Consider the following 22068-nt stretch of genomic DNA (forward strand, 5'->3'; position numbering starts at 1 on the left):
TTCCTATGCGTCTCTTCAATCAACTCAGCATCAAGGTCCGTCTCCTGCTCGTGATCGCCCTGCTCGGGATCGAACTTGTCATCGGCGCGGCTGTCGGACTGTTCAGCCTGGGGCAGGCCAACGACGAGTTGCAGTCCCTCTACTCGGACCGCCTGGTTCGCCTGGGCCAGCTCGACCAGATCGTGCGCAGGCTGAACCGCAACCAGTTCGACGTATCCGAGGCATTGACGGCCAATGCCGGCGACGTGCCGGCCCTGCTCGACGATATCGAGCGCAACAATGTCGTGATCGATGAACAGTGGAAGGCCTATGCCGCAGCCGGCCTGGCAGGGCGGGAGCAGGAAGCTGCGAATCGCTTTCTCGAGGCGCGCGCGGCATTCGTCGAGCGCGCCCTGCAACCTGCGGTCGACGCGCTGCGCGCCGCGGACCTGGAGCGTGCACGGCAGGTCGTGCACGGTCCGCTGGTCGAACTGTTCAGTCCAGCCGCCGTCGGCATCGACGCGCTCATCCAGTTGCAGCTCGACGAGGCCAGGAAGTCGAGCGAGGCCTCGCGCTACCAGTTTGAAGTGGTACGCGTGGTCTGCCTGGGAGGCATGATCCTGGGCCTGCTGCTGGCCAGCGTTGTCGGGGTCGTGCTGGTGCGCAGCATCGTGGTCCCGCTGGAGCAAGCGGTGCGGATCGCCGGTGCGGTCGCCGATGGCGACCTGACGCGTGAAATCCGGGTGCAGGGGCATGACGAGACCAGCCGCCTGATGCAGGCCCTGAGCAACATGAACGAAGGACTGGCCGCCATTGTCGGACGCGTGCGCGGCGGCACCGATACCATCGCGACCGCCTCCAGCCAGATCGCGGCAGGCAACCTGGACCTGTCGGCGCGTACCGAACAGCAGGCGGCCTCGCTGGAGCAAACCGCGGCCTCGATGGAGGAGCTGACCTCGACGGTCAGGCAGAACGCCGACAACGCGCGTCAGGCCAACGGGCTGGCGCAGTCGGCATCGGCGGTGGCAAACAAGGGCGGACAGGTGGTGGCCAAGGTGGTAGACACCATGGCCGCGATCGATGCCTCGGCGGCGCGCATCGGCGACATCACGGGCGTGATCGACGGGATCGCGTTCCAGACCAATATCCTGGCCTTGAATGCCGCCGTGGAGGCTGCGCGCGCGGGAGAGCAGGGCCGTGGTTTTGCGGTGGTGGCCAACGAGGTGCGCAGCCTGGCCCAGCGCAGCGCCGCCGCCGCCAGGGAAATCAAGACGCTGGTCGACGATTCGGTACGGACGGTGAGCGAAGGCTCGCTACTGGTCGAGCAGGCTGGCGCCACGATGGAGGAGATCGTTCGCAGCGTCGGCCGCGTGACCGACATCATGGCCGAGATCCTGGCGGCCAGCCAGGAACAGACGATTGGCATCGAACAGGTGAACCAGGCCATCATCCAGATGGACCATGCCACCCAGCAGAATGCCGCCCTGGTCGAGCAGGCCTCTGCCGCGGCCCAGGCATTGCGCGAGGAAGCGGACAGCCTGGCGCAGGCGGTCGGCACCTTCCGCCTGCGTGCGCAGGTCGTCAGGGGCGCTGCGGCGGCCGATCACGCCAGCGAAGGCCGACAGAATGTCCAGCTGCTGGCGCATGTCGGCAAGGGCCTTGCCGCGCAGGTCTGACCCGGGCTCGCCTGCAAGCTGTAAATCAAGCCTTCAGGCGAGCGCTTCTTTCGCGGCTTCTTCCGGCGTCAGGCCGTCGTAGAACTGGTCGGTAAACCATTCGATCTGCTCTTCGATATGGTCCTGGGCCTGCCTGACGGTGGCGCCGCCGGCGACCAGGAATTTCTCCACTTCGGTACACCACTGGATGAATGCGAGCGTCTCTTCATCCAGTTCTTCTTTCTTTGCCATTCCGGTTCCTGTACTTGCGTTGTCGGCCGGTCGATGTGATCGGCTTCCGGGCATTCTAACGTAGGCACCCGGGCGGCCGTCGTGCATCGGGCTTGATACCAATTCGTATATCGGCAGGCAATAAAAAGTTATTGGTCCCTCGATAAGGTCTTGCCGCAGGATGTTAGCGCAATCATTGTGTTGCTCCAAGAGGAGACACCATGCGAAAACAGAAAACCGGGACCATTGGTCGTGCAGGGGCTGTGCTGATCCTGGCGACGGCGATTCCCGCCCTCGTCCAGGCTGCCGACGTGCGGGCCGATGCAGAAACGCGCGCCCGGACACTCGTGGCGCGGATGACGATGGACGAAAAAATCGGCCAGCTGCTCAACGTGGCCCCCGCCTTGCCGCGGCTGGGAATTCCCGCCTATAACTGGTGGACCGAGTCGCTGCACGGGGCGATGGGCCCCGTGCCGACCACGAACTTCCCGGAACCCATCGGGCTGGCAGCCAGCTTCGATGCGTCTCTCGTGCACGGGGTCGCCGCCGCGATCAGTGTCGAGGTGCGCGCCCTGCACACGCTGGGACGCCAGACCGGGCGCCTGGGACGCATCGGTACCGGCCTGAATACGTGGTCGCCGAACATCAACATCTTCCGCGATCCCCGCTGGGGGCGCGGCCAGCAAACCTATGGCGAAGATCCGCACCTGACGGCGGTGCTGGGCATTTCCTATATCCAGGGCATGCAGGGACCGAACCCGGATTTGCCGCATGTGATCGCCACGCCGAAGCACTTCGCGGTGCACGGCGGGCCCGAATCGACGCGCCATTCGGCAGACGTGCACGTATCGAAGCACGATCTCGACGACACCTACCTGCCCGCCTTCCGCGCAGCCATTGTCGATGCCAAAGCAGGATCGATCATGTGCGCCTACAACCGCGTGAACGGCCAGCCCGCCTGCGGCAGCGGACTCCTGATGCAGGATGTCCTGCGCGGCGCATGGGGCTTCAAGGGCTATGTGGTGTCCGATTGCGATGCGGTGACCGATATTTCGGAGCATTACAAATACGCGCCGGATCCCGCCGCGGCGGTGGCCGTGGCCCTGAAGGCCGGCACCGACAACGAATGCAGCACGAAGACCTTGGGCGCACTGGGCGACATCCAGGACCTGGGCAAGCGTCACCGGGAGGCCTGGCAGCGCGGCCTCATCGGCATGGACGACATCGACCGGGCGCTGGTGCGGCTGTTCTCCGCGCGCTATCGCAACGGCGACCTCGCGGGACTTCCCCAGCGCGACCGCAAGGCCGTTCCGCTCAGCGCGATCAACACGGCGGCGCACCAGGAACTGGCGCTGCAGGCCGCCGATTATTCGAAGTGGGGCGAGCCGCTGAAGCTGAGCGAGGTCCGGCTCGAGAAGGGGCAGCGCTATCCCGTGCGCTTCCATGCCGAGACGGGCTCCACCGGCGTACCCGGCCTGTACTGGAAACGCATCTCGCTTGACGCCGAGGCCGACTTCAAGGCCGGGACCCTGGATGCCGACGTCATCGTTGCCGTGGTCGGCCTGACGGCCGACCTGGAAGGCGAGGAGATGGCGGTGAAGACCGGAAGACGACCACCAGCACCGGATGGTTCGACGCCTTTGTACGCTGGCTGGACATGCACGGCTACCTGAAGCCGAAAAAGGGCGTGTAAAGCGTGAACGCTGCCCGCCTTACCACTTGCAGCCGTGGTCCTTCTTGTCCATCATGAGGTACAGCGGTGCCAGCACGCCGCCTGGAATCCCGTCCTTGCAATCGCGGCGCTTCGCTTTGCTGATGGCTTTTGCCAGCTTCGATTCCGTTTCCAGCGGCGGGTCGGGAAATTGCGCGTTCGCATTTCCTTCACGGCCCAGCTTGGTTTGACCGGCCAATTGCCGCGCTGTTTGCTTGGCGGAATTTACGTTGAACTGCGGCGTATCGTTCCGGACCGACGCGGATGCCGGCTCCTCTACCTGCTGCACCACGAAGGCTTCGGGCGCGGCGTTCGGCTGGGGTGCGGCGGGTACGGCGATCACGGGTTTCGGTGTCGACCTACGGGCGCTACGGGGCGCTGCCGGTTCGCTGCGCCGTGCCGGTGCCGGCTCGATACGCAGCGGCGCCGGCGGCGCGATCCGCACAGTAATGGAAGAGGGCGCTTCAGGCTCGACAGGGGGCAGGGACGGTCCGGTGTTGCGATAGGCAAACAGCAAGAGAATGTGCACGGCCGCGGACACCCCGACGCCGAGGAGGAAGCGTTGGTTCCCCTGCATCATGCCTGGATTGCCGCGGTAAGGTACTGTCAAACTCATCATGTTCTTGGCTGGATTGTTGTCGCAGAATACGACAACAGTCCTTAATTTAGCCTGAAACCTTGACCAAGCTATGCTGACGGGTTATGATTCTTCTCCTCGGAGTGTAGCGCAGCCCGGTAGCGCATCTGGTTTGGGACCAGAGGGTCCAAGGTTCGAATCCTTGTACTCCGACCAGCATGAAGGAAAAGGCCGACAGTGAAAACTGCCGGCCTTTTTCGTTTTGGGTCCTAGGGTGGTCGGCTTGCCGACCGCGCGTTCGACCAGCAGCAAGATCATGGATGCAGCATTCATCCGCTAACTATCACCGCGTGGGCGGGAAGACCCGCCCACCCTACAGGTCAACCGGCGCGCTTCGCCGCGATGGCATTCCCCGCCCGGCTCGCGCCCTTGCGGCCCAGCTGCTGCGAAATAAACTGCCCCGCATCCACCACCTGGTCGAGGTCGATGCCGGTCTCGATGCCCAAGCCGTTCATCAGGTAAATCACGTCTTCGGTGGCGACGTTGCCAGTCGCGCCCTTCGCATATGGGCAGCCGCCCAGTCCCGATACCGACGAGTGGAAGATCGCCACGCCGACTTCCATCGCCGCGTAGATATTGGCCAGCGCCTGGCCATAAGTATCGTGGAAGTGGCCGGACAAACGTTCCAGCGGGAACTCCTGCGCCGCACGCAGCATCACGGCCTGGGTCTTGCGCGCGGTCGAGACGCCGATGGTGTCTGCGATGTCGATTTCGTCGCAGCCGAGGTCGCGCATGCGGCGCACCACGTCGGCCACCGCATCCAGCGGCACCTCGCCCTGGTAGGGGCAGCCGAAGGCCGTGCTGATCGAGCCGCGCAGGCGCAGGCCATTCGCCTTGGCGGCCTTCGCCACCGGCTCGAAGCGGGCGATCGATTCGGCGATCGAGCAGTTGATGTTCTTCTGCGAGAAGGCTTCCGAGGCCGAACCGAAGATGACCACTTCATCCGCCCTGGCAAGCAGCGCCGCCTCGAAGCCCTGCATGTTCGGGGTCAGCGCCGAATAGATCGTGCCCGGCAGGCGTTCGATGCCGGCCATGACCTCGCTGCTCGTGGCCATCTGCGGCACCCACTTCGGCGAGACGAAGGACGCCGCCTCGACGTTGGCAAAGCCCGCGCGTGCGAGGCGGTTCACCAGTTCGATTTTTACCTCGGCGGACAGCGCCTCCTTCTCGTTCTGCAGGCCGTCGCGCGGCCCCACTTCGACAATCTTGACCTTTTTCGGCAGGCTGGCTTGCTGGTTCATTCTCTTCAATATCCTAGGTCGCGGTCGACGATATCGTCGACGGGTTGGCCGCTCTCCAGCTTCGCGATCTTGTCGGCGATCTGGAGCACGGCGTCGCGGCGCACGGTAAGCGCCGAGATATGCGGGGTGATGCTGATGCGCGGCTCGTTCCAGAAGGGGTGGGGCGCCGGCAGCGGCTCGTGGCGGAACACGTCGAGGGTGGCGCCGGCAATGTGACCGGAGCGGATCAGCGTCATCAGGTCGGGCTCGGCCAGGATGGCGCCGCGCGAGACGTTGATCAGGTAGGCGCCCGGCTGCAGCTTGCCCAGATTGTGGCGGTCGAGCAGGTTGGCCGTCTCGGGCGTGAGCGGCAGCATGCAGACCAGCACGCGGGTGCCGCGCAGAAATGAATCCAGAGCGTCAGCGCCGTGGAAACACTCTACTCCAGGGATGTCCTTGGGCGTGCGGCTCCAGCCGCGCACCGGAAAGCCGAACAGGCGCATCGCCTCGACCACCGCCAGGCCGAGCTTGCCCAAGCCCATGATCCCGACCGTGAATTCTTCCTTGGGCGTGAGCGGCAGCGGGTCCCAGACGCCGTGGCGCGCCTGCTGCTCATAGTCGTCGAAGTGGCGGTAATAACGCAGCACGGCATGCGTCACGTACTCCGCCATCTGCACGCCCATGCCGGCATCGCCCAGGCGTACGATCGGGACCGGCGGCAGCGCGTCACCCAGCTTGAGCAGGGCATCGACGCCGGCGCCCATCAGGAAGATCGCACGCACGTGCGCAAGCTGGTCCAGCAGGGCTGGCGTGGGGCTCCACAATATCGCGTAGTCGCAGGGCGGCAGGGTCGCGCCCTCCTTCCACCCGACGGTCTCCGCCTGCGGCATGACGGCGGCGAATTCGCGTGCCCATGGCTCGATGACGCCGTCTCCCCGGTACAGGAGTATGCGCATGTCTCCCCCTCTTTATTCTTGTGTTGGTGTTACGCCGCCCTGTCAAGCTGCCTTGAAGGCCAGCAGCGGCGCCCCATCCGCTACCTGGTCGCCGACCTGGTACAGCACTTCTTCCACCAGGCCGTCGCTCGGCGCGGAAATCGTGTGTTCCATCTTCATCGCTTCCATGATGACCAGCGGCTCGCCCTTCTTCACTTCCTTGCCGGACGAGGCCAGCACAGCCACCACTTTACCCGGCATCGGCGCGGTCAGGCGCCCGCCCGCGGACTCGACCTCGCCGGCATGCGCCATCGGGTCATTGTACGCCAGGGTGTAATGACGGCCACCGGTGAACACGTGGAACAGGTCGCCATCGCGGCGCACGCTGCCGTGCAGCGAGGAGTCGCCCAGGCGGATGGTCAGCTCGGCGCCTTCGTGGCGGACCAGCGCCAAAGGCTGGCGCTCGCCGTTGGCGTCGATTTCCCAGCCGTGGGCGCCCGCAGTTCCATACTGGAGGCCCACTTTGTAGCCCGCCTCGCCGCTGAACTCGTCGGCAAAGGAGAGCGCGCGGCGGTAGGCGCTGTTCATGCGCCAGCCGCGTGCCTGGGCCCACGGGTCGGCCGGATTGACCGAGCCCCTGACGGTTTCGCCGCTGCTGAGCGCCAGCGCGGCCAGGGCCAGGGCGCCCAGCGGCGCGGCAGCGGGCGCCGGGAACAGTGCTTCGCCATGGCGGTCGATCAGGCCGGTGTCCAGGTCGGCGGTGGAGAAGGCTTCGCCGTCGACCAGGCGCTTCAGGAAGGCGATGTTGGTCGCCAGGCCCACGATCTGGAACTCGGCCAGGGCCTGGGACAGGCGCGCCAGGGCCTGGGTGCGGTCGGCGCCCCAGACGATCAGCTTGGCGATCATCGGGTCGTAGAAGGGCGAGATGGCGTCGCCTTCGCGCACGCCCGAGTCCACGCGCACGGCGGCCGGGTCGGTCCCGGATGCGCCGAGTTCGAACTCGACGGCCTGCGGGGTGCTCATGTGGCGCAGCGTGCCGATCGAAGGCAGGAAACCCTTTTCCGGGTTCTCGGCGTAGACGCGCGCCTCGATCGCATGGCCGTGGATGGCCAGCTCGTGTTGCTTCTTCGGCAGCGGCTGGCCGCTTGCCACGCGCAGCTGCCACTCGACCAGGTCGGTGCCGGTGATCATCTCGGTGACCGGGTGCTCCACCTGCAGGCGGGTGTTCATCTCCATGAAGTAGAAGGAGCCGTCCTGGTTGGCGATGAATTCCACTGTGCCGGCGCCGACGTAGCCGACCGCACGCGCGGCGTTCACGGCCGCTTCACCCATGGCGGCGCGGCGGTCCTGGGTCATGCCCGGCGCCGGTGCTTCTTCCAGCACCTTCTGGTGGCGGCGCTGCACCGAGCAGTCGCGCTCGTGCAGGTAGACGCAGTTGCCGTGGGTGTCGGCGAACACCTGGATCTCGATGTGGCGCGGGCGGATCAGGTATTTCTCGACCAGCACCTTGTCGTCGCCGAAGGAGCTGATCGCTTCGCGCTTGCAGGATGCCAGCGCGGCTTCGAAGTCTTCCGAGCGCTCGACCACGCGCATGCCCTTGCCGCCGCCGCCGGCGCTGGCCTTGAGCAGCACCGGATAGCCGATGCGGTCGGCCTGCTCGCGCAAGAAAGCCGGCTCCTGGTTGTCGCCGTGGTAGCCCGGCACCAGCGGAACGTTGGCGCCTTCCATCAGCTGCTTGGCGGCCGACTTGGAGCCCATTGCGCGCATCGAGGAGCCCGGCGGGCCGATGAAGACCAGGCCGGCCGCCTGCACGGCTTCGGCGAATTCCGCGTTCTCCGACAGGAAGCCGTAGCCCGGATGGATCGCCTGCGCGCCGGTGGCCTTGGCCACCTCGATGATCTTCTGGCCGCGCAGGTAGCTGTCCTTGGCGGCGGCCGGTCCGATCAAGCCCGCCTCATCGCAGACCGCCACGTGTTTTGAGCCCGCATCGGCTTCCGAATAGACGGCGACGGTGCGGATACCCATGCGGCGCGCGGTGGCGGCGACACGGCAGGCGATTTCGCCACGGTTGGCGATGAGGATCTTGGTGAACATGCGTTTGTCTTTCGCTTCTGGTTGTTCGAATAGGTTCTTTGCGGCCGTGTCTCCCCGGCCGCATGCAGGGCTGTGCTGTTCAGCAGCCGCAGGCCGCCTTCGGCGCCGAGTCCAGCGTTGCGGCGCGGGTCTTGAGTCCCAGCTTCTCGAGCAGCGCGCGGTCGTCGTCCGCTTCCGGGTTGCCGGTGGTGAGCAGCTTGTCGCCGTAGAAGATCGAGTTGGCGCCGGCCATGAAGCACATCGCCTGCACGGCTTCGCCCAGCTCGCGGCGGCCGGCAGACAGGCGCACGCGTGCCTGCGGCATGGTGATGCGGGCCACGGCGATGGTGCGCACGAACTCGATCGGGTCGAGCTTCTCGACACCGTGCAGCGGCGTGCCTTCGACCTGCACCAGGTGGTTGACCGGGACGGACTCCGGATACGGGTTCAGGTTGGCCAGCTGGGCGATCAGGCCGGCGCGCTGCTCGCGCGTCTCGCCCATGCCCACGATGCCGCCACAGCAGACCTTCAGGCCGGCGCTGCGCACGCGGCCCAGCGTGTCCAGGCGGTCCTGGTACTCGCGGGTCGAGATCACGTTGTCATAAAAATCCGGTGCGGTATCGATGTTGTGGTTGTAGTAGTCCAGGCCCGCGTTCTTGAGCTGCTCGGCCTGGCCTTCTTCCAGCATGCCGAGGGTGGCGCAGGTTTCCATGCCGAGGGCCTTCACTTCGCGCACCATGGCTTCGACCTTCTCCATGTCGCGTTCCTTCGGGCTGCGCCATGCCGCGCCCATGCAGAAGCGGGTGGCGCCGCTGGCCTTGGCCTGGCGCGCCGCGTCCAGCACCGTGTCGAGGTCGAGGATCTTCTTGGCTTCGACGCCGGTGTCGTAGCGCGCGGCCTGCGGGCAGTAGCCGCAGTCTTCTTCGCAGCCGCCGGTCTTGATCGACAGCAGGGTGGCCAGCTCGACGTCGCCGTCGGGGAAATTCGCGCGGTGCGCCTGCTGTGCACGGAACATCAGGTCATTGAAAGGCAGCTCGAACAGGGCCAGCACGTCGGCTAGCGGCCAGGTGACGTTTTCAGGCTGCTTGATGGCGACTGGGCGGTGCAGAGCAACGGTATTCGATTGGGACATCTTGGTTTTCCTTAGGTCTGGACACGCGGGGAATGCCAGCCCGGCAGTCCCGCGAGGTCGATATATTCTGCGGCGGCTTGCGCCGTCGGGTTCTCCAGGCGGGGCACGTGGCCCAGCAGCGGCGCCGGAATGCGTTGTTCCAGCGCGTCGATGTTTTCGCGCTCGAAGCGCATGTTCGGGTCGACCGTGTTGGCAACCCAGCCGGCCAGCACCAGGCCACGGGATACGATGGCCTCCACGGTCAGCAGCGCGTGGCTGATGCAGCCCAGGCGCAGGCCCACCACCAGGATCACCGGCAGGTTGAGCTGCGAGGCCAGGTCGGCACTGTCGAAATCGTCATTGAAGGGAACGCGGAAACCGCCCACGCCTTCGACCACGACGGCATCCGAGGCCGCATGGATTTCGGTATAGGCGGCCAGGATCGGCACCGGCTCGATGGTCACGCCCTCGAGCGCGGCGGCGATGTGCGGCGCGGCCGGTTCCTTCAGCATGAAGGGGGTCGTGATGCTGGATGGCAGGTGCACGTTGCCGGCGGCGCGCAGCATGTCGGCGTCTTCGTTGTGCAGCTCGCCGTCACGCATCTCGGCCCCGGCCGCGACCGGTTTCATGCCGCAGGCGCGGCGCCCGCTTGCCGCCAGCTTGTGCAGGATCGCGGCCGAGATGAGCGTCTTGCCGATCTCGGTGTCGGTGCCGGTGACGAAGCAGCAGAAGCGCGAGGGAATGCCTTCGGCTGCCAGCGCATCCGGTTTCGGGTCGGTGGCCGGGGGCGTTTTCTTCGGTGCGCTGACGACTGGCGTCACCGCGACCGGCTGCTCGGGTTCGTTCAGATTCTTCATGCGGTGGCCCTTTCCAGTTCGTTCAGCGTGCTTGCAAGCTGCGCCACCTCGTCATGGGTGTGCGCGGCCGACAGCGTCACGCGCAGGCGCGCCGTGCCCGGCGCCACGGTCGGCGGACGGATCGCAGGCACCCACAGGCCCTGCTCGTGCAGGCCGGCGGCCACGCGCAGCGCGTCCTCGTTGCCGCCGATGATGAGCGGCTGGATCGCGGTGCTTGATGCCAGCAGCTGCCAGCGCCGGGGGCGCAGCGCATCCTGCAGGTGGTCCACCAGCGCGGCCAGGTGGGCGCGGCGGCGTACGCCTTCGCCGCCGCCGATGATATCAAGGCTGGCCTGCAACGCATGCGCCAGTGCCGGTGGCGCGGCGGTGGTGTAGATGTAGGGACGGGCGCGCTGCACCAGCAGCTCGATCACGCTGGCATGTGCGGCAATGAAGGCGCCGCCCACGCCGGCCGCCTTGCCGAGCGTGCCGATGTAGACCAGGTTTGCCGATGACAGCCCGAAATGCTCGAGGGCGCCGCGCCCCGTTTCGCCCAGCACGCCGAAACCATGGGCATCGTCCACCACCAGCCAGGCGCCGTGGTGTTCGCACAGCGCCAGCAATGCCGGCAGCGGCGCCAGGTTGCCGTCCATGCTGAAGACGCTGTCGGTGACGACGATCTTCGTGCCCGCCGTGCTGGCGCTGAGCTGCGCTTCGAGTGCGGCGACGTCGCCGTGCGGATACACGCTGACACCCGCCTTGGCCAGGCGCGCGCCGTCGATCAGCGAAGCATGGTTCAGCGCCTCCGAAAAGATCTGCGCATCGGCATCGGCGCCGAGCGCGGTCAGCACCGCGAGGTTGGCCATGTAGCCGGTGCACAGGTAGAGCGCGCGCGCCTTCTCGATATACGGAGACATCCATTCGCCGAAGCGCTCTTCGAGCAGCGCGTGCGCGCGGCTGTGGCCGCTGACGAGGTGGGATGCGCCGCTGCCCGCGCCGTAGCGTTGCGCGCCTTCGCGCAGGGCCTCGACGATGGCAGGGTGCGCGGCCAGCCCCAGGTAGTCGTTGCTGCAGAAGGCCAGCATCTCGCGACCGTCGACGACCTGGCGTGGCGCGCAGGGACTGTCGGCCACGCGCAGGCGGCGCGCCAGGCTCTGCGCAGCAATGGCGTCGAGCTTGCGGTCGATGCTGGAGATCAGGTCCTTCATGCTCAACCCGCCATCACCGATTCGAAGACCTTCTGCGTGCGCGCGGCCAGGCCGGCGACCTCCTCGTCGTCCAGCACGTATGGCGGCATCAGGTAGACCGTGCGGCCGATCGGGCGCAGCAGCAGTTCGTTCTCCACCGCGGTGGTGAAGAAGCGGCGCGCAAAGGTCGAGGCGCGTGCCGGGTCCGGCTCCAGCGCGTCGAAGGCGAAGATCATGCCGCGCTGGCGGAAGTGATGGGCGCGCTCGTGCTCGGCCAGCGGCGCCAGCGCGATGGTCAGCTTGGTGGCCAGCTCGCGGTTGCGCATCAAGACATCGTCCTGCTCGAAGATTTCCAGCGTGGCCAGCGCCGCGCGGCAGGCCAGCGGGTTGCCGGTGTAGGAGTGCGAATGCAGGAAGCCGCGCGTGATGTCTTCGCTGTAGAAGGCCTGGTAGATGGCGTCGCTGGTGAGCACGAGCGAGAGCGGCAGGTAGCCGCCGCTGATGCCCTTGGACAGGCACAGGAAGTCCGGCCAGATCGCAGCCTGTTCGCAGGCGAAGAAGGTGCCGGTACGGCCGCAGCCGACCGCGATCTCGTCGGCGATCAGGTGCACGTGGTGCTGGTCGCACAGTTCGCGCAGCAGTTCCAGGTAGAGCGGGTCGTACATCGCCATGCCGGTCGCGCACTGCACCAGCGGCTCGACGATGATGGCCGCGATCTTGTCGCCGCGTTCCTCGAACAGGGTGCGGACGTCCAGAATGGCGCGCTTCGCGACATCCTGCGCGGATTCACCTTCGGTCGCGTTACGCGCGTCCGGTGCCGGCACCACGTGTGAAGCGCGCAGCAGCGGGCCGTAGGCGTCCTTGAACAGCGGCACGTCGGTGACGGCGAGGGCGCCGATGGTCTCGCCGTGGTAGCTGCCCTGCAGGCAGACGAATTCCTGCTTGCCCGGATAGCCGGCATTGCGCCATGCGTGGAAGCTCATCTTCATCGCGATCTCGACCGCCGAGGCGCCGTCGGACGCATAGAAGGCGTGGCCGAGGTTGTGGGCGGTGAGGGCGGCCAGCTTTTCCGACAGCTCGATCACCGGCTCATGGGTGAAGCCGGCCAGCATCGCGTGCTCCAGCTTGTCCAGCTGGTCCTTCAGGGCCGCATTGATGCGCGGGTTGGCGTGGCCGAACAGGTTGACCCACCAGGAGCTGATGCCGTCCAGGTAGCGGCGGCCCTCATGGTCGTACAGCCACGGCCCTTTGCCATGGCTGACCGCGATCAGCGGCACCTCTTCGTGGTGCTGCATCTGGGTGCAGGGGTGCCACACGCTGCGCAGGCTGCGTGCGATCCAGTCGGAGGAGGTTTGCTGCTTCACGATGATTCCAATACTTGCTTAGTTCAGCTTAATTCAGCCAGGTCGGCTTGCGCTTCTCGAGGAAGGAGGCGACGCCTTCGCGACCCTCCGTTGATGCGCGGATTTCCGCGATGCGGTTGGCGGTGTCGGCCAGCAGCGCGTCGTCCACCGGCTGTCCCACGACTTCGCGCACCAGCTTCTTGGCTTCAAGCACGGCATTCGGGCTGTTCGATACGAGGCTTTTCACGATGCCGGCCACCGTGGCGTCCAGCGCTTCCGGCGCCACGACCTCGTGGGCGAAGCCGATCCGGCGCGCCTCCTGGGCGTCGAAGCGCTCGGCGGTGAGGAAGTAGCGGCGCGAGGCCTGCTCGCCCATGGCCTTGATGACATAGGGCGATATGGTAGCCGGGATCAGGCCCAGCTTCACCTCGGACAGGCAGAAGTGCGCCACCTCGCTGGCGACCACGATGTCGCAGGCCGCCACCAGGCCCATGCCGCCGGCGTAGCAGTCGCCCTGCACCTTGGCCACGGTGGGCTTCGGGCACAGGTAGATGGTGCGCAGCATGTCGGCCAGGCGCGCGGCATCCTGCTGGTTCTCGCTGTGCGAGTAGCCTGCCATCTTCTTCATCCAGTTCAGGTCGGCGCCGGCGCAGAAGGCCGGGCCGTTCGCCGCCAGCACGATGGCGCGCACCTGCTCGTTGCGTCCGAGTTCGTCGAAGGCCAGGGCCAGCTCTGCGATGGCGTGTTCGTTGAAGGCATTGCGCAGGTCCGGGCGGTTCAGGGTGACGGCGGCCACCTTGGCGTCGATCGAAACCGTGAGAGTCTGGTATTCCATTGTCAAGTTCCCTTTACATCGCGCTGTTACATCCGGAATACGCCGAACTTCGTGTCCTCGATCGGCGCGTTGAGCGCGGCCGACAGGCCCAGGCCCAGCACGGTGCGGGTATCGGCCGGGTCGATCACGCCGTCGTCCCACAGGCGCGCGCTGGCGTAATAAGGGTGGCCCTGGTGCTCGTACTGCTCCTTGATCGGCTGCTTGAAGGCGGCTTCTTCTTCCGGCGACCACTGGCCGCCCTTGGCTTCGATGCCGTCGCGTTTCACCGTCGCCAGCACGGATGCGGCCTGGTCGCCGCCCATCACGGAGATGCGCGCGTTCGGCCACATCCACAGGAAGCGCGGCGAGAAGGCGCGCCCGCACATGCCGTAGTTGCCGGCGCCGAAGGAGCCGCCGATGATGACGGTGAACTTCGGCACCGAGGCGGTCGCCACCGCCGTGACCATCTTGGCGCCGTTGCGGGCGATGCCTTCGTTTTCGTACTTGCGGCCGACCATGAAGCCGGTGATGTTCTGCAGGAAGACCAGCGGGATCTTGCGTTGGCAGCACAGTTCGATGAAGTGGGCGCCCTTCAGCGCCGATTCCGAAAACAGGATGCCGTTGTTGGCGATGATGCCGACCTTCATGCCATAGATGTGGGCAAATCCGCACACCAGAGTCGTGCCGTAACGGGCCTTGAACTCGTCGAATTCGCTGCCGTCGACCACGCGCGCGATGACTTCGCGCACGTCGAAGGGCTTGCGGGTGTCGACGGGAATCACGCCGTACAGCTCTTCCGGCGCGTACCTGGGCTCGACGCTTTCGCGCAGGGCGCCCTGGACCGGCTTGACGCGGTTCAGGTTCGACACGATGGTGCGCGCCAGCGACAGCGCGTGCAGGTCGTTCTGGGCCAGGTGGTCGGCCACGCCCGACAGGCGGGTGTGGACGTCGCCGCCGCCCAGGTCCTCGGCCGTGACGACCTCGCCGGTCGCGGCCTTCACGAGCGGCGGGCCGCCCAGGAAGATGGTGCCCTGTTCCTTGACGATGATCGATTCGTCGCTCATGGCCGGCACGTAGGCGCCGCCGGCCGTGCAGGAACCCATCACCACCGCGATCTGCGGAATGCCCTTGGCGGACAGGTTCGCCTGGTTATAAAAAATGCGGCCAAAGTGGTCGCGGTCCGGGAACACGTCGTCCTGGTTGGGCAGGTTGGCGCCGCCCGAATCGACCAGGTAGATGCAGGGCAGGTGGTTCTGCTCGGCGATCTCCTGGGCGCGCAGGTGTTTCTTGACCGTCATCGGGTAGTAGGTGCCGCCCTTGACGGTGGCGTCGTTACAGACGATCACGCATTCCTGGCCGGCAACGCGGCCAATGCCGGTGATGATGCCGGCGGCGGGAGCGGCGCCGTCATACATGTCGTAGGCGGCCAGCTGGGAGAACTCGAGGAAGGGCGTACCCGGGTCGAGCAGCATTTGCACGCGATCGCGCGGCAGCAGCTTGCCGCGTGCGACGTGCTTGGCGCTGGCAGCTTCGCCGCCGCCCTGGGCCATTTGCGCAACTTTCGCACGCAAGTCGTCGACGATGGCCTGCATGGCCGCTGCGTTGGCCTTGAAGTCTTCACCGCGTGGGTTCAGTTTGCTCTCGATCTGGGGCATGTGCCTTCCTCTGTCTCGCTGTATTTATTTTGGGAAACTGCCGTCCACGTAATACCAGCGCTTCATCCCGGTCTCGGGGTCGGGCTCGCGCAGGAAGCGGCTCACTTCATGCAGCCGGTGCGCGCGTCCCCCGACCTTGAAGCGGGCGACGAATTCCACGGTATCGCTGTCTGGATCGTCCGGCAAATCTACTTTACGTTGACGTAAACGTAAAGTAGATTTTACCTCAAGTCCCAGCCAGCGGATTGGCTCTTGCTCATCTATGATGGAATCAAGCGGGCGGGTAGTCGGATGCCAGGTTGCAAGCAGATACGGCTCGTTTTTCTGCGTATACGCGGTGTAGCGCGAGCGCATCAGGGCCTCGGCCGTGGGCGGCAGGGCTTCGCCGGCGATGAAAGGGCCGCAGCAGGCGGCCAGCGCCGGTCCCCCGCAGGGGCAGGCTCCAGGAAGGGTCGTTTTTGACATGGCCGCCATTATCCGCCATTTTGGGGGCAGGAACGGCAGGCAGGTATGCGCGCTGGGTCAGCCGCGCAGCGTCAGCCCATCCAGCGCGAACGGCGGCGCCTCGCCCTTCATCGCGCCGGCCAGCAAGCTGGCGCTGCCGCAGGCGAAGGTGAAGCCGAGCGGGCCGTGACCCACGTTCAGCCACAGGTTGCCGTAGGGTGTGGCGCCGATGATCGGGGCGCTGCTGGGGGTGGCGGGGCGCAGGCCGGCCCAGACCGAGGTCTTCGAATAATCGGCTGCGCGCGGCATGGTTTCCTTGACCTGGCGTATCAAACCCTCGACGCGCCTGGGGGGATGGCTCAGGTCTTCGCCCACCATGTCGACCATGGCCGCCACGCGCAGCTTGTTGCCGATGCGTGCATACAGCACCTTGCGCTCGAAATCGGTGACGCTGATTTCCGGCGCCACGTCGTCGGCGCGGATCGGCGCGGTCAGGCTGTAGCCCTTGAGCGGATAGAGCGGCAGCGAAATGCCGACCGTGTCGGACAGGGTACGGCTCTGGATGCCGGCCGCCAGCACGTAGTTGTCGGCCCGGACGATGCCGCTATCGAGTTCGACCCCTGTGATACGACCCTTGTCGGCAAGCAGGCGCCGTGCCTCGCCGTGAACAAAACCGTCGAAACGCGGATGGGCGCGCAGGCGCGCGGCCAGCGCCAGGCAGAAGGCGTGGCAGTCGGCCACCGCTTCGCCACTGTTATAGATGCCGCCGGCCAGCAGCGGCTCGGCCGCCGCCAAGGCGGGTTCGCGCGCGGCGCACTCGCTTGCCGACCAGATCTCGCCGGCGCCGGCCTTGCCGGCCGCCTTCTCGAACACCTCGCGCGAGCGGTAGACCACCAGCTTGCCGGCATCGCGCCAGTCGAATTCCTCGAGCGGGATGGTGAGTTCGAGCTGTTTCATGCCCTGGCGCGACAGTTCGCCCAGCTCCAGCAGCTTGGCCGTGGTCTTGCGGTTGACGTCGGCGCGGCAGTGCGCCAGGAAGCTGGCGAGCCAGCGGTACTGGCGCAGGTCGGCTTCCGGGCGGAAATGCAGCGGACCGCTGTCCTGGAACATCCATTGCAAGGCCTTCAGCGGCACGCCTTCGTCGGCCAGCGGCGACACGTAGCGGTAGCTGAGCTGCCCGCCATTGCCGTAGCTCGAACCGCTACCGACTTCCGGTGCGCGCTCGAGGAGGCGGACCCGGTAGCCGGCTTCCGCCAGCCACCAGGCCGAGGTCAGGCCGACCACGCCGCCACCGATGACGAGGACTTGTTCTCTCGCTCGCACTGTTGCTTCCACTACTTGCTGCTGCATCCTGCACTCTTTTTCTTTTTGAACTGGGTTGGTGAGCTTAGGCGCTCGGCCGAATCAGGGCCAATGAAAGTCGGACCTGGCGTCATAACCGGTATATATGCATGCGTTGGCGTCATGTTGCCGCCTGTTGGCCGATGTTTATGACAATCGCATGACGGTGCAGTGCGCCGAGGATGCGTTCCTCGTAGCGCGCCAGTGCCGAATGGCGTCCCTGCTGCAGCTCCGGGTCGGCCGCGCTGCCGCCGGTGAGCATGACCAGGCCATTGCCGCGCGCGGCATCCAGCGCGAATACCGAGCGCAGGCCATAGGCCTCGCCCAGGTGGCCGACCGCCTCGAAACCGCCGCCTTCGACCAGGCCCATGCCGGGGCGGTCGGGGAAATGCTGGTTGCCCAGGCCCCAGGCCTGGTACAGGCCGTTCAGGGTATCGCCGTTGCCGTTCCTGCCGTCATGGGTCCACTGGCGCGCGAACATGCGATCGAGCGTGGCGCGCTGGAGCAGGCGGGTGTTTCCATGAACGCCGCCGTTCATCAGCATGCGCATGACCACGCCCATGGCCGGCGCCGAGATGCGCAGGCCGCCGGTCGGGCTGAAGGGTGTGGCATTGCTGCCCGGGGTTGCGGTGGCGGTGCCTGCGGGCAGGACCGGCGGCTTCGCGCTGTAATCGTCCACCTGGGGAATCCAGGGCCCGGCCGCATTCCAGATTTCGGTATCGACCGTGCGCTTGCGGTACAGGGTCGCGAGATTGTCGCGCGCAGCGGGGGGCAGACCTGCCGGGCTGTAGCCTGCCTGGATGCCGAGCGGCTGGAACAGCAGGCGGTCCATGAGCAGGTCGAAGCGCTCGCCGGCAATGCGTTCCATCACGGTGCCGATCACGCCCCAGGCGAGGTTACAGTAGGTGAAGTACTCGCCGGGGCCGGCGCGATCGGACCACATCTTCCCTTCGCCGTACAGGGCGCCACCCGGCACCAGCACGTCCCTGAGCGATACCGGCAGCTGCCAGGAGTAGCCGGCATCGTCGCGCAACGACGAGGTATGGGTCAGCAGGGTACGCAGGGTGACCGGGCGCAGCGGGAAATGCGGATTGCGCACGCTGTAGCCGAGGTAGCCCGACACGTCGGCGTCGAGGTCGGCGCGCCCCTGCTCGACCAGGCGCATCAGGCCCAGCGTGGTCACCATCTTGGAGATCGAGGCGATGCGGTACAGCGTGTCCGGCGTGGCGGGACGGTCGGGCAGGGCGCTGCCGCTTTCTTTTCCAATATAGCGGCGTCCGAAAGCCTGCTGGTAAACCGGCTGGCCGGCGCGGATCGCCAGCACCGACAGGCTGGCCAACTGCATTGCCGGATCGTTCGCGATGGCGGCAAGCTCGGTGTCAAGCGCCTGGCGCGCACCGGTGGAAATACCAGGCCTTGCCGCAGGCGACAGCGGCGCCGCGAACAAGGGCTCGACCGCACCCAGCAGGGCCATGCCCAGTAAGCTACGCCTGCGCTCGTTCATCCCGGTTTCCTTTCGCCCCTGCGGCTTGCTGTTTGTGAAATATGTAAATCTTCGGGTGAGCATACGGAGTGACAGGAAGGATTGCCAAATGAATAGCCGTCGCCTTGGCATAACCGTTTTATATTGGTATCAACTGGTATGCTCATAATCCAGGAGAATGCATATACAAAGCTTTTTCATGGATCGTACTGTGTCGGGGACAGACGTTGCCATTACACTTTCTTCAACCCCCTGAGCATGCTGCCAATGACGACAAGCCCCCCCGCCTTCCAGGTCGACCTGACTGACAACTCGCCGCTGTACATGCAGCTGGCGCGCAAGCTCGCGCAAGACGTGCGCGATGGCCGCTACCAGGCCGACCAGGCCCTGCCTTCCGAACGCACGCTGTCCGAGCAGCTCGACGTCTCGCGCGTCACCGCGCGCAAGGCCATCGACCAGTTGGTCGAACAAGGCCTCGTGGTGCGCCGGCGCGGCTCCGGCAATTACATCGCGCCGCGCATCGAGCAGCCCTTGTCCGACCTGTCGAGCTTTTCCGAGCAGCTCCAGCAGCGCGGCTATACGCCCAGCAGCCACTGGCTGCGCCGCGAGGTCGTGGCGGCCGCCGCCGACGAGCAGCTCTCGCTGGGCCTGTCCCCGCACACGCGGGTGGCGCGCCTCGAGCGCCTGCGCCTGGCCGATGGCGTGGTGATGGCCTATGAAGTCAGCGTCATCCCGGCCAGCGTGCTGCCGCGTCCCGAGAACGTCGGCGGCTCGCTGTATGCCCACCTGGCCAAGACCGGGCACATGCCGGTGCGCGCGCTGCAACACCTGCGCGCGATGAACGCGTCAAGCGAACTGGCGACGCGCCTGGACGTGCCCGAAGGCCGTGCGGTCCTGTTCATTACCCGTGTCGGCTACCTGGAATCGGGTGAGCCGGTGGAGCTGACGCATTCTTATTGTTTAAGTGATCACTACGACTTCGTTGCGGAACTCAGACGTCCGAGCGCCTGACAAACCCGTCATTGCCGGACGCTCCGAGTAGCATAACTTTTCGGCATGATGAAGGGCGCAGCTTTCATAAGCTGCCTGTCGTAATTGGTATTACACTGGTTTCATCGACTACTTTGCACCAAGAAGACACGGCATGCTGAAAACCGAAACCCCGGCCCAGGACCACGCTTCCCTCGACCAGTACCCGACCGTGGAGCTGGTCAATGTGCTGGTCGACGACCAGCTCAATGCGATCAACGCCGTACGCGCCGCCGCGCCGCGCATCGCCGCCGCCGTCACCGCCGCGCTGCCGCGCGTGGAGGCGGGCGGACGCCTGATCTACGTCGGCGCCGGCACCTCGGGGCGCCTCGGCGTGCTCGACAGCGTCGAGCTCTACCCGACCTTCTCCTGGCCGCACGAACGCGCGGTGGCGCTGCTGGCCGGCGGCCAGGAAGCGATGTTCGTCGCGGTCGAAGGCGCCGAGGACGACTTCGAGCAGGGCGCGGCCGACCTGAAGAAGGTCGACGTGACCGCGAACGACGTGGTGCTCCTGATCGCCGCCTCGGGCTTCACGCCCTACGTGCTGGGCGCGCTGGGCGCCGCACGCGATGCTGGCGCACTGACGATCGGTTTCGCCAACAATGCCGACGCACCGGTGGCCAAGGATGCCGAGATCGGCGTCACCCTCGATACCGGCCCGGAAATCATCTCAGGCTCCACCCGCCTGAAGGCCGGCACCTCGCAGAAGATCGCGCTGAACACCTTCTCGAGCGCGCTGATGGTCCGTTTACACAAGGTGTACGGCAACCTGATGGTAGACTTGAAGGCTACCAACGCCAAGCTGGTGCGACGCGCCATCCGCCTGACCGTGTTCGCCACCGGCGCCGACGAAGCCGCCGCGCAGGCGGTGCTGGCGCAGTGCGGTTACCACGTCAAGACCGCGGTGGTGGCCCTGATCAAACAAACCAGTGTCGAGCAGGCGCAGGCCCTCCTGGAGGCGGCGCACGGCAGCGTGCGCGAAGCCATCGCGTAATTTTGTCGGACGCGCATTCGATGCGCGCCGCACCTGCCCGACCACGAAAGACTTATGCAGACTTCGCTCGATAAAAGCTCCTCCACTGCCAGCCCGCAGCAGTCCGGTCCGTCGCAGTCCAATCCGTGGTCCTGGATACCGTCCCTGTACTTCTCGCAGGCCATCCCTTATGTGGTGGTGATGAGCCTGTCCGTCATCATGTACAAGGACATGGGCGTGTCGAACTCCGACATCGCCTTCTATACCAGCCTGCTGTACCTGCCCTGGGTGATCAAGCCCCTGTGGTCGCCGATCGTCGACATGTTCGGCACCAAGCGCCGTTGGACCGTGCTGCTGCAGCTGGCGGTTGCGGCCTCGCTGGTCGCAGTAGGACTGTCGCTGCAGCTGCCTAACTTCTTCATCGCCAGCCTCGCCGTGATGTGGATCATGGCGTTCAGTTCCGCCACCCATGACATCTCGGCCGACGGCTTCTACATGCTCGGCCTGCGCCAGCAGCAGCAGGCGGCCTTCGTGGGCGTGCGTTCCACCTTCTACCGGCTGGCGACGCTGTCGGTGCAGGGGCCGCTGGTGGTGCTGGCCGGCTACCTGGCAAGCCGGCTGGGCGACGTCAAGCAAGGCTGGTCGATCGTCTTCTTCGTGCTCGCCGCCCTGTTCTTCGTGGCCTTCCTGTGGCACGGGATGATCCTGCCCAAGCCGGACAGCGACCACAAGGTGGCAAGGACCAGCAACCCGCTGCGCGACTTCTTCGCTACCTTCGCCCTGTTCTTCCGCAAGCGCGATATCTGGCTGATCCTCGGCTTCATCCTGACCTTCCGCCTGGGCGAGGCCCAGCTGCTGAAACTGGTGGCGCCCTTCCTGAAAGACCCGCTGGCTGCGGGCGGCCTCGGCCTGACCACCGAGCAGTACGGCATCGCCTACGGCACCATCGGCATCGCCTTCCTCACCATGGGCGGCCTGGCCGGCGGCTACCTGATCTCGCGCCTGGGCCTGAAGCGCTGCCTGTGGGTGATGGTGTTCGCGATCCACCTGCCGGACCTGGTGTTCGTCTACCTGTCGCAGACCCAGCCCACCAGCTTCACCGTGGTGTGCACCGCGCTGGCGATCGAGCAGTTCGGCTACGGCTTCGGCTTCACCGCGATGATGCTGTACATGATCATGGTCTGCGAGGGCGAGCACAAGACCGCCCATTACGCGATCTGCACCGGCTTCATGGCCCTGGGCATGATGGTGCCGGGCATGTGGAGCGGCGATTTGCAGGAATACCTCGGCTACAAGAACTTCTTCATCTGGGCCTGCCTGTCGACGATTCCCGCCTTCATCATGGCGGCGCTCGTGAAGATCGATCCCGAGTTCGGTAAAAAGTAGGGTGGGCGGTCGCCCGCCCACCCTA

Annotated in this window: 19 protein-coding genes and 1 tRNA gene; 6 read left to right on the top strand and 14 right to left on the bottom strand. The window is 66.0% G+C overall.

Annotated features, from left to right (window positions below):
- The first annotated feature begins 5 nt into the window (after positions 1-5).
- On the top strand, positions 6-1655 hold the full coding sequence (locus MA09_RS25495; protein WP_081897759.1) for a methyl-accepting chemotaxis protein: 1650 nt from the start codon (positions 6-8) through the stop codon (positions 1653-1655).
- 33 nt (positions 1656-1688) lie between these two features.
- Here MA09_RS25495 and MA09_RS22425 read toward each other — a convergent pair whose 3' ends face one another.
- Complete coding sequence (locus MA09_RS22425) at positions 1689-1886, bottom strand: hypothetical protein (RefSeq protein ID WP_036253284.1); 198 nt, start codon at positions 1884-1886, stop codon at positions 1689-1691.
- 200 nt (positions 1887-2086) lie between these two features.
- Here MA09_RS22425 and MA09_RS22430 point away from each other — a divergent pair, with 200 nt between their 5' ends.
- Entirely contained in the window at positions 2087-3538 is a 1452-nt protein-coding gene (locus tag MA09_RS22430; RefSeq protein WP_081897760.1) for a glycoside hydrolase family 3 protein, read from the top strand.
- A gap of 39 nt (positions 3539-3577) precedes the next feature.
- Here the strand turns inward: MA09_RS22430 and MA09_RS24740 are convergent, their stop codons facing one another.
- Positions 3578-4195 (bottom strand): hypothetical protein, encoded by a 618-nt coding sequence (locus tag MA09_RS24740; RefSeq protein ID WP_152594764.1) that lies wholly within the window; start codon positions 4193-4195, stop codon positions 3578-3580.
- A gap of 97 nt (positions 4196-4292) precedes the next feature.
- Here MA09_RS24740 and MA09_RS22440 point away from each other — a divergent pair.
- Positions 4293-4369 (top strand) — tRNA-Pro (locus MA09_RS22440).
- Positions 4370-4533: 164 nt separating this feature from the next.
- Here the strand turns inward: MA09_RS22440 and MA09_RS22445 are convergent.
- The 12 genes from MA09_RS22445 to MA09_RS22495 all read right to left on the bottom strand — a co-directional run bounded on the left by MA09_RS22445 (position 4534) and on the right by MA09_RS22495 (position 18676).
- Positions 4534-5454, bottom strand: coding sequence for a hydroxymethylglutaryl-CoA lyase (locus MA09_RS22445; RefSeq protein WP_036253288.1), 921 nt, complete (start codon positions 5452-5454; stop codon positions 4534-4536).
- Between the two features lie 5 nt (positions 5455-5459).
- Complete coding sequence (locus MA09_RS22450; protein ID WP_036253290.1) at positions 5460-6389, bottom strand: glyoxylate/hydroxypyruvate reductase A; 930 nt, start codon at positions 6387-6389, stop codon at positions 5460-5462.
- 42 nt (positions 6390-6431) lie between these two features.
- Entirely contained in the window at positions 6432-8462 is a 2031-nt protein-coding gene (locus tag MA09_RS22455; RefSeq protein WP_036253293.1) for an acetyl/propionyl/methylcrotonyl-CoA carboxylase subunit alpha, read from the bottom strand.
- 79 nt (positions 8463-8541) lie between these two features.
- Complete coding sequence (bioB, locus tag MA09_RS22460) at positions 8542-9573, bottom strand: biotin synthase BioB (RefSeq protein ID WP_229440822.1); 1032 nt, start codon at positions 9571-9573, stop codon at positions 8542-8544.
- Positions 9574-9584: 11 nt separating this feature from the next.
- The gene (gene bioD / locus MA09_RS22465) at positions 9585-10409 is read right to left on the bottom strand and encodes a dethiobiotin synthase (RefSeq protein WP_081897761.1); all 825 of its coding nucleotides are present in this window, start codon (positions 10407-10409) and stop codon (positions 9585-9587) included.
- Complete coding sequence (gene bioF / locus MA09_RS22470; RefSeq protein WP_036253294.1) at positions 10406-11596, bottom strand: 8-amino-7-oxononanoate synthase; 1191 nt, start codon at positions 11594-11596, stop codon at positions 10406-10408. Before bioF ends, bioD begins: the two co-directional genes overlap by 4 nt.
- A gap of 2 nt (positions 11597-11598) precedes the next feature.
- A complete protein-coding gene (bioA, locus tag MA09_RS22475) occupies positions 11599-12939 on the bottom strand; it encodes an adenosylmethionine--8-amino-7-oxononanoate transaminase (protein ID WP_036253295.1) in 1341 nt (446 codons plus the stop codon).
- A 28-nt stretch (positions 12940-12967) separates the two neighbouring features.
- Positions 12968-13753 carry an enoyl-CoA hydratase/isomerase family protein gene (locus MA09_RS22480; RefSeq protein WP_036253296.1) on the bottom strand — a complete coding sequence of 262 codons (786 nt, stop codon included), beginning with the start codon at positions 13751-13753 and terminating at the stop codon, positions 12968-12970.
- 26 nt (positions 13754-13779) lie between these two features.
- Positions 13780-15387, bottom strand: a complete 1608-nt coding sequence (locus MA09_RS22485; protein WP_036253298.1) for a carboxyl transferase domain-containing protein — start codon at positions 15385-15387, stop codon at positions 13780-13782.
- 24 nt (positions 15388-15411) lie between these two features.
- The gene (locus MA09_RS24355) at positions 15412-15852 is read right to left on the bottom strand and encodes a YchJ family protein (protein WP_081897779.1); all 441 of its coding nucleotides are present in this window, start codon (positions 15850-15852) and stop codon (positions 15412-15414) included.
- A 57-nt stretch (positions 15853-15909) separates the two neighbouring features.
- On the bottom strand, positions 15910-17181 hold the full coding sequence (locus tag MA09_RS22490) for a D-amino acid dehydrogenase (protein WP_051933708.1): 1272 nt from the start codon (positions 17179-17181) through the stop codon (positions 15910-15912).
- A 112-nt stretch (positions 17182-17293) separates the two neighbouring features.
- Positions 17294-18676 (bottom strand): serine hydrolase, encoded by a 1383-nt coding sequence (locus MA09_RS22495; RefSeq protein WP_229440823.1) that lies wholly within the window; start codon positions 18674-18676, stop codon positions 17294-17296.
- Positions 18677-18922: 246 nt separating this feature from the next.
- Here MA09_RS22495 and MA09_RS22500 point away from each other — a divergent pair, with 246 nt between their 5' ends.
- The 3 genes from MA09_RS22500 (at position 18923) to MA09_RS22510 (ending at position 22043) form a co-directional block, all read left to right on the top strand.
- Positions 18923-19666 carry a GntR family transcriptional regulator gene (locus tag MA09_RS22500; RefSeq protein WP_036253299.1) on the top strand — a complete coding sequence of 248 codons (744 nt, stop codon included), beginning with the start codon at positions 18923-18925 and terminating at the stop codon, positions 19664-19666.
- A 133-nt stretch (positions 19667-19799) separates the two neighbouring features.
- Positions 19800-20678 carry an N-acetylmuramic acid 6-phosphate etherase gene (gene murQ, locus MA09_RS22505; protein ID WP_036253301.1) on the top strand — a complete coding sequence of 293 codons (879 nt, stop codon included), beginning with the start codon at positions 19800-19802 and terminating at the stop codon, positions 20676-20678.
- A 54-nt stretch (positions 20679-20732) separates the two neighbouring features.
- Positions 20733-22043: an AmpG family muropeptide MFS transporter gene (locus MA09_RS22510; protein ID WP_051933709.1), complete on the top strand. Its 1311-nt coding sequence runs from the start codon at positions 20733-20735 to the stop codon at positions 22041-22043.
- Positions 22044-22068 lie beyond the last annotated feature (25 nt).

It is taken from the genome of Massilia sp. BSC265 (assembly GCF_000740675.1).
Classification (GTDB): Bacteria; Pseudomonadota; Gammaproteobacteria; order Burkholderiales; family Burkholderiaceae_D; genus Telluria.

What these genes read in the sequence shown, in the direction of transcription:
- MA09_RS25495 (WP_081897759.1), top strand. Translation starts at nt 6, where the DNA reads ATGCGTCTCTTCAATCAACTCAGCATCAAGGTCCGTCTCCTGCTCGTG.
- MA09_RS22425 (WP_036253284.1), bottom strand. Translation starts at nt 1,886, where the DNA reads ATGGCAAAGAAAGAAGAACTGGATGAAGAGACGCTCGCATTCATCCAG.
- MA09_RS22430 (WP_081897760.1), top strand. Translation starts at nt 2,087, where the DNA reads ATGCGAAAACAGAAAACCGGGACCATTGGTCGTGCAGGGGCTGTGCTG.
- MA09_RS24740 (WP_152594764.1), bottom strand. Translation starts at nt 4,195, where the DNA reads ATGATGAGTTTGACAGTACCTTACCGCGGCAATCCAGGCATGATGCAG.
- MA09_RS22445 (WP_036253288.1), bottom strand. Translation starts at nt 5,454, where the DNA reads ATGAACCAGCAAGCCAGCCTGCCGAAAAAGGTCAAGATTGTCGAAGTG.
- MA09_RS22450 (WP_036253290.1), bottom strand. Translation starts at nt 6,389, where the DNA reads ATGCGCATACTCCTGTACCGGGGAGACGGCGTCATCGAGCCATGGGCA.
- MA09_RS22455 (WP_036253293.1), bottom strand. Translation starts at nt 8,462, where the DNA reads ATGTTCACCAAGATCCTCATCGCCAACCGTGGCGAAATCGCCTGCCGT.
- bioB (WP_229440822.1), bottom strand. Translation starts at nt 9,573, where the DNA reads ATGTCCCAATCGAATACCGTTGCTCTGCACCGCCCAGTCGCCATCAAG.
- bioD (WP_081897761.1), bottom strand. Translation starts at nt 10,409, where the DNA reads ATGAAGAATCTGAACGAACCCGAGCAGCCGGTCGCGGTGACGCCAGTC.
- bioF (WP_036253294.1), bottom strand. Translation starts at nt 11,596, where the DNA reads ATGAAGGACCTGATCTCCAGCATCGACCGCAAGCTCGACGCCATTGCT.
- MA09_RS22480 (WP_036253296.1), bottom strand. Translation starts at nt 13,753, where the DNA reads ATGGAATACCAGACTCTCACGGTTTCGATCGACGCCAAGGTGGCCGCC.
- MA09_RS22485 (WP_036253298.1), bottom strand. Translation starts at nt 15,387, where the DNA reads ATGCCCCAGATCGAGAGCAAACTGAACCCACGCGGTGAAGACTTCAAG.
- MA09_RS24355 (WP_081897779.1), bottom strand. Translation starts at nt 15,852, where the DNA reads ATGTCAAAAACGACCCTTCCTGGAGCCTGCCCCTGCGGGGGACCGGCG.
- MA09_RS22490 (WP_051933708.1), bottom strand. Translation starts at nt 17,181, where the DNA reads ATGCAGCAGCAAGTAGTGGAAGCAACAGTGCGAGCGAGAGAACAAGTC.
- MA09_RS22495 (WP_229440823.1), bottom strand. Translation starts at nt 18,676, where the DNA reads ATGAACGAGCGCAGGCGTAGCTTACTGGGCATGGCCCTGCTGGGTGCG.
- MA09_RS22500 (WP_036253299.1), top strand. Translation starts at nt 18,923, where the DNA reads ATGACGACAAGCCCCCCCGCCTTCCAGGTCGACCTGACTGACAACTCG.
- murQ (WP_036253301.1), top strand. Translation starts at nt 19,800, where the DNA reads ATGCTGAAAACCGAAACCCCGGCCCAGGACCACGCTTCCCTCGACCAG.
- MA09_RS22510 (WP_051933709.1), top strand. Translation starts at nt 20,733, where the DNA reads ATGCAGACTTCGCTCGATAAAAGCTCCTCCACTGCCAGCCCGCAGCAG.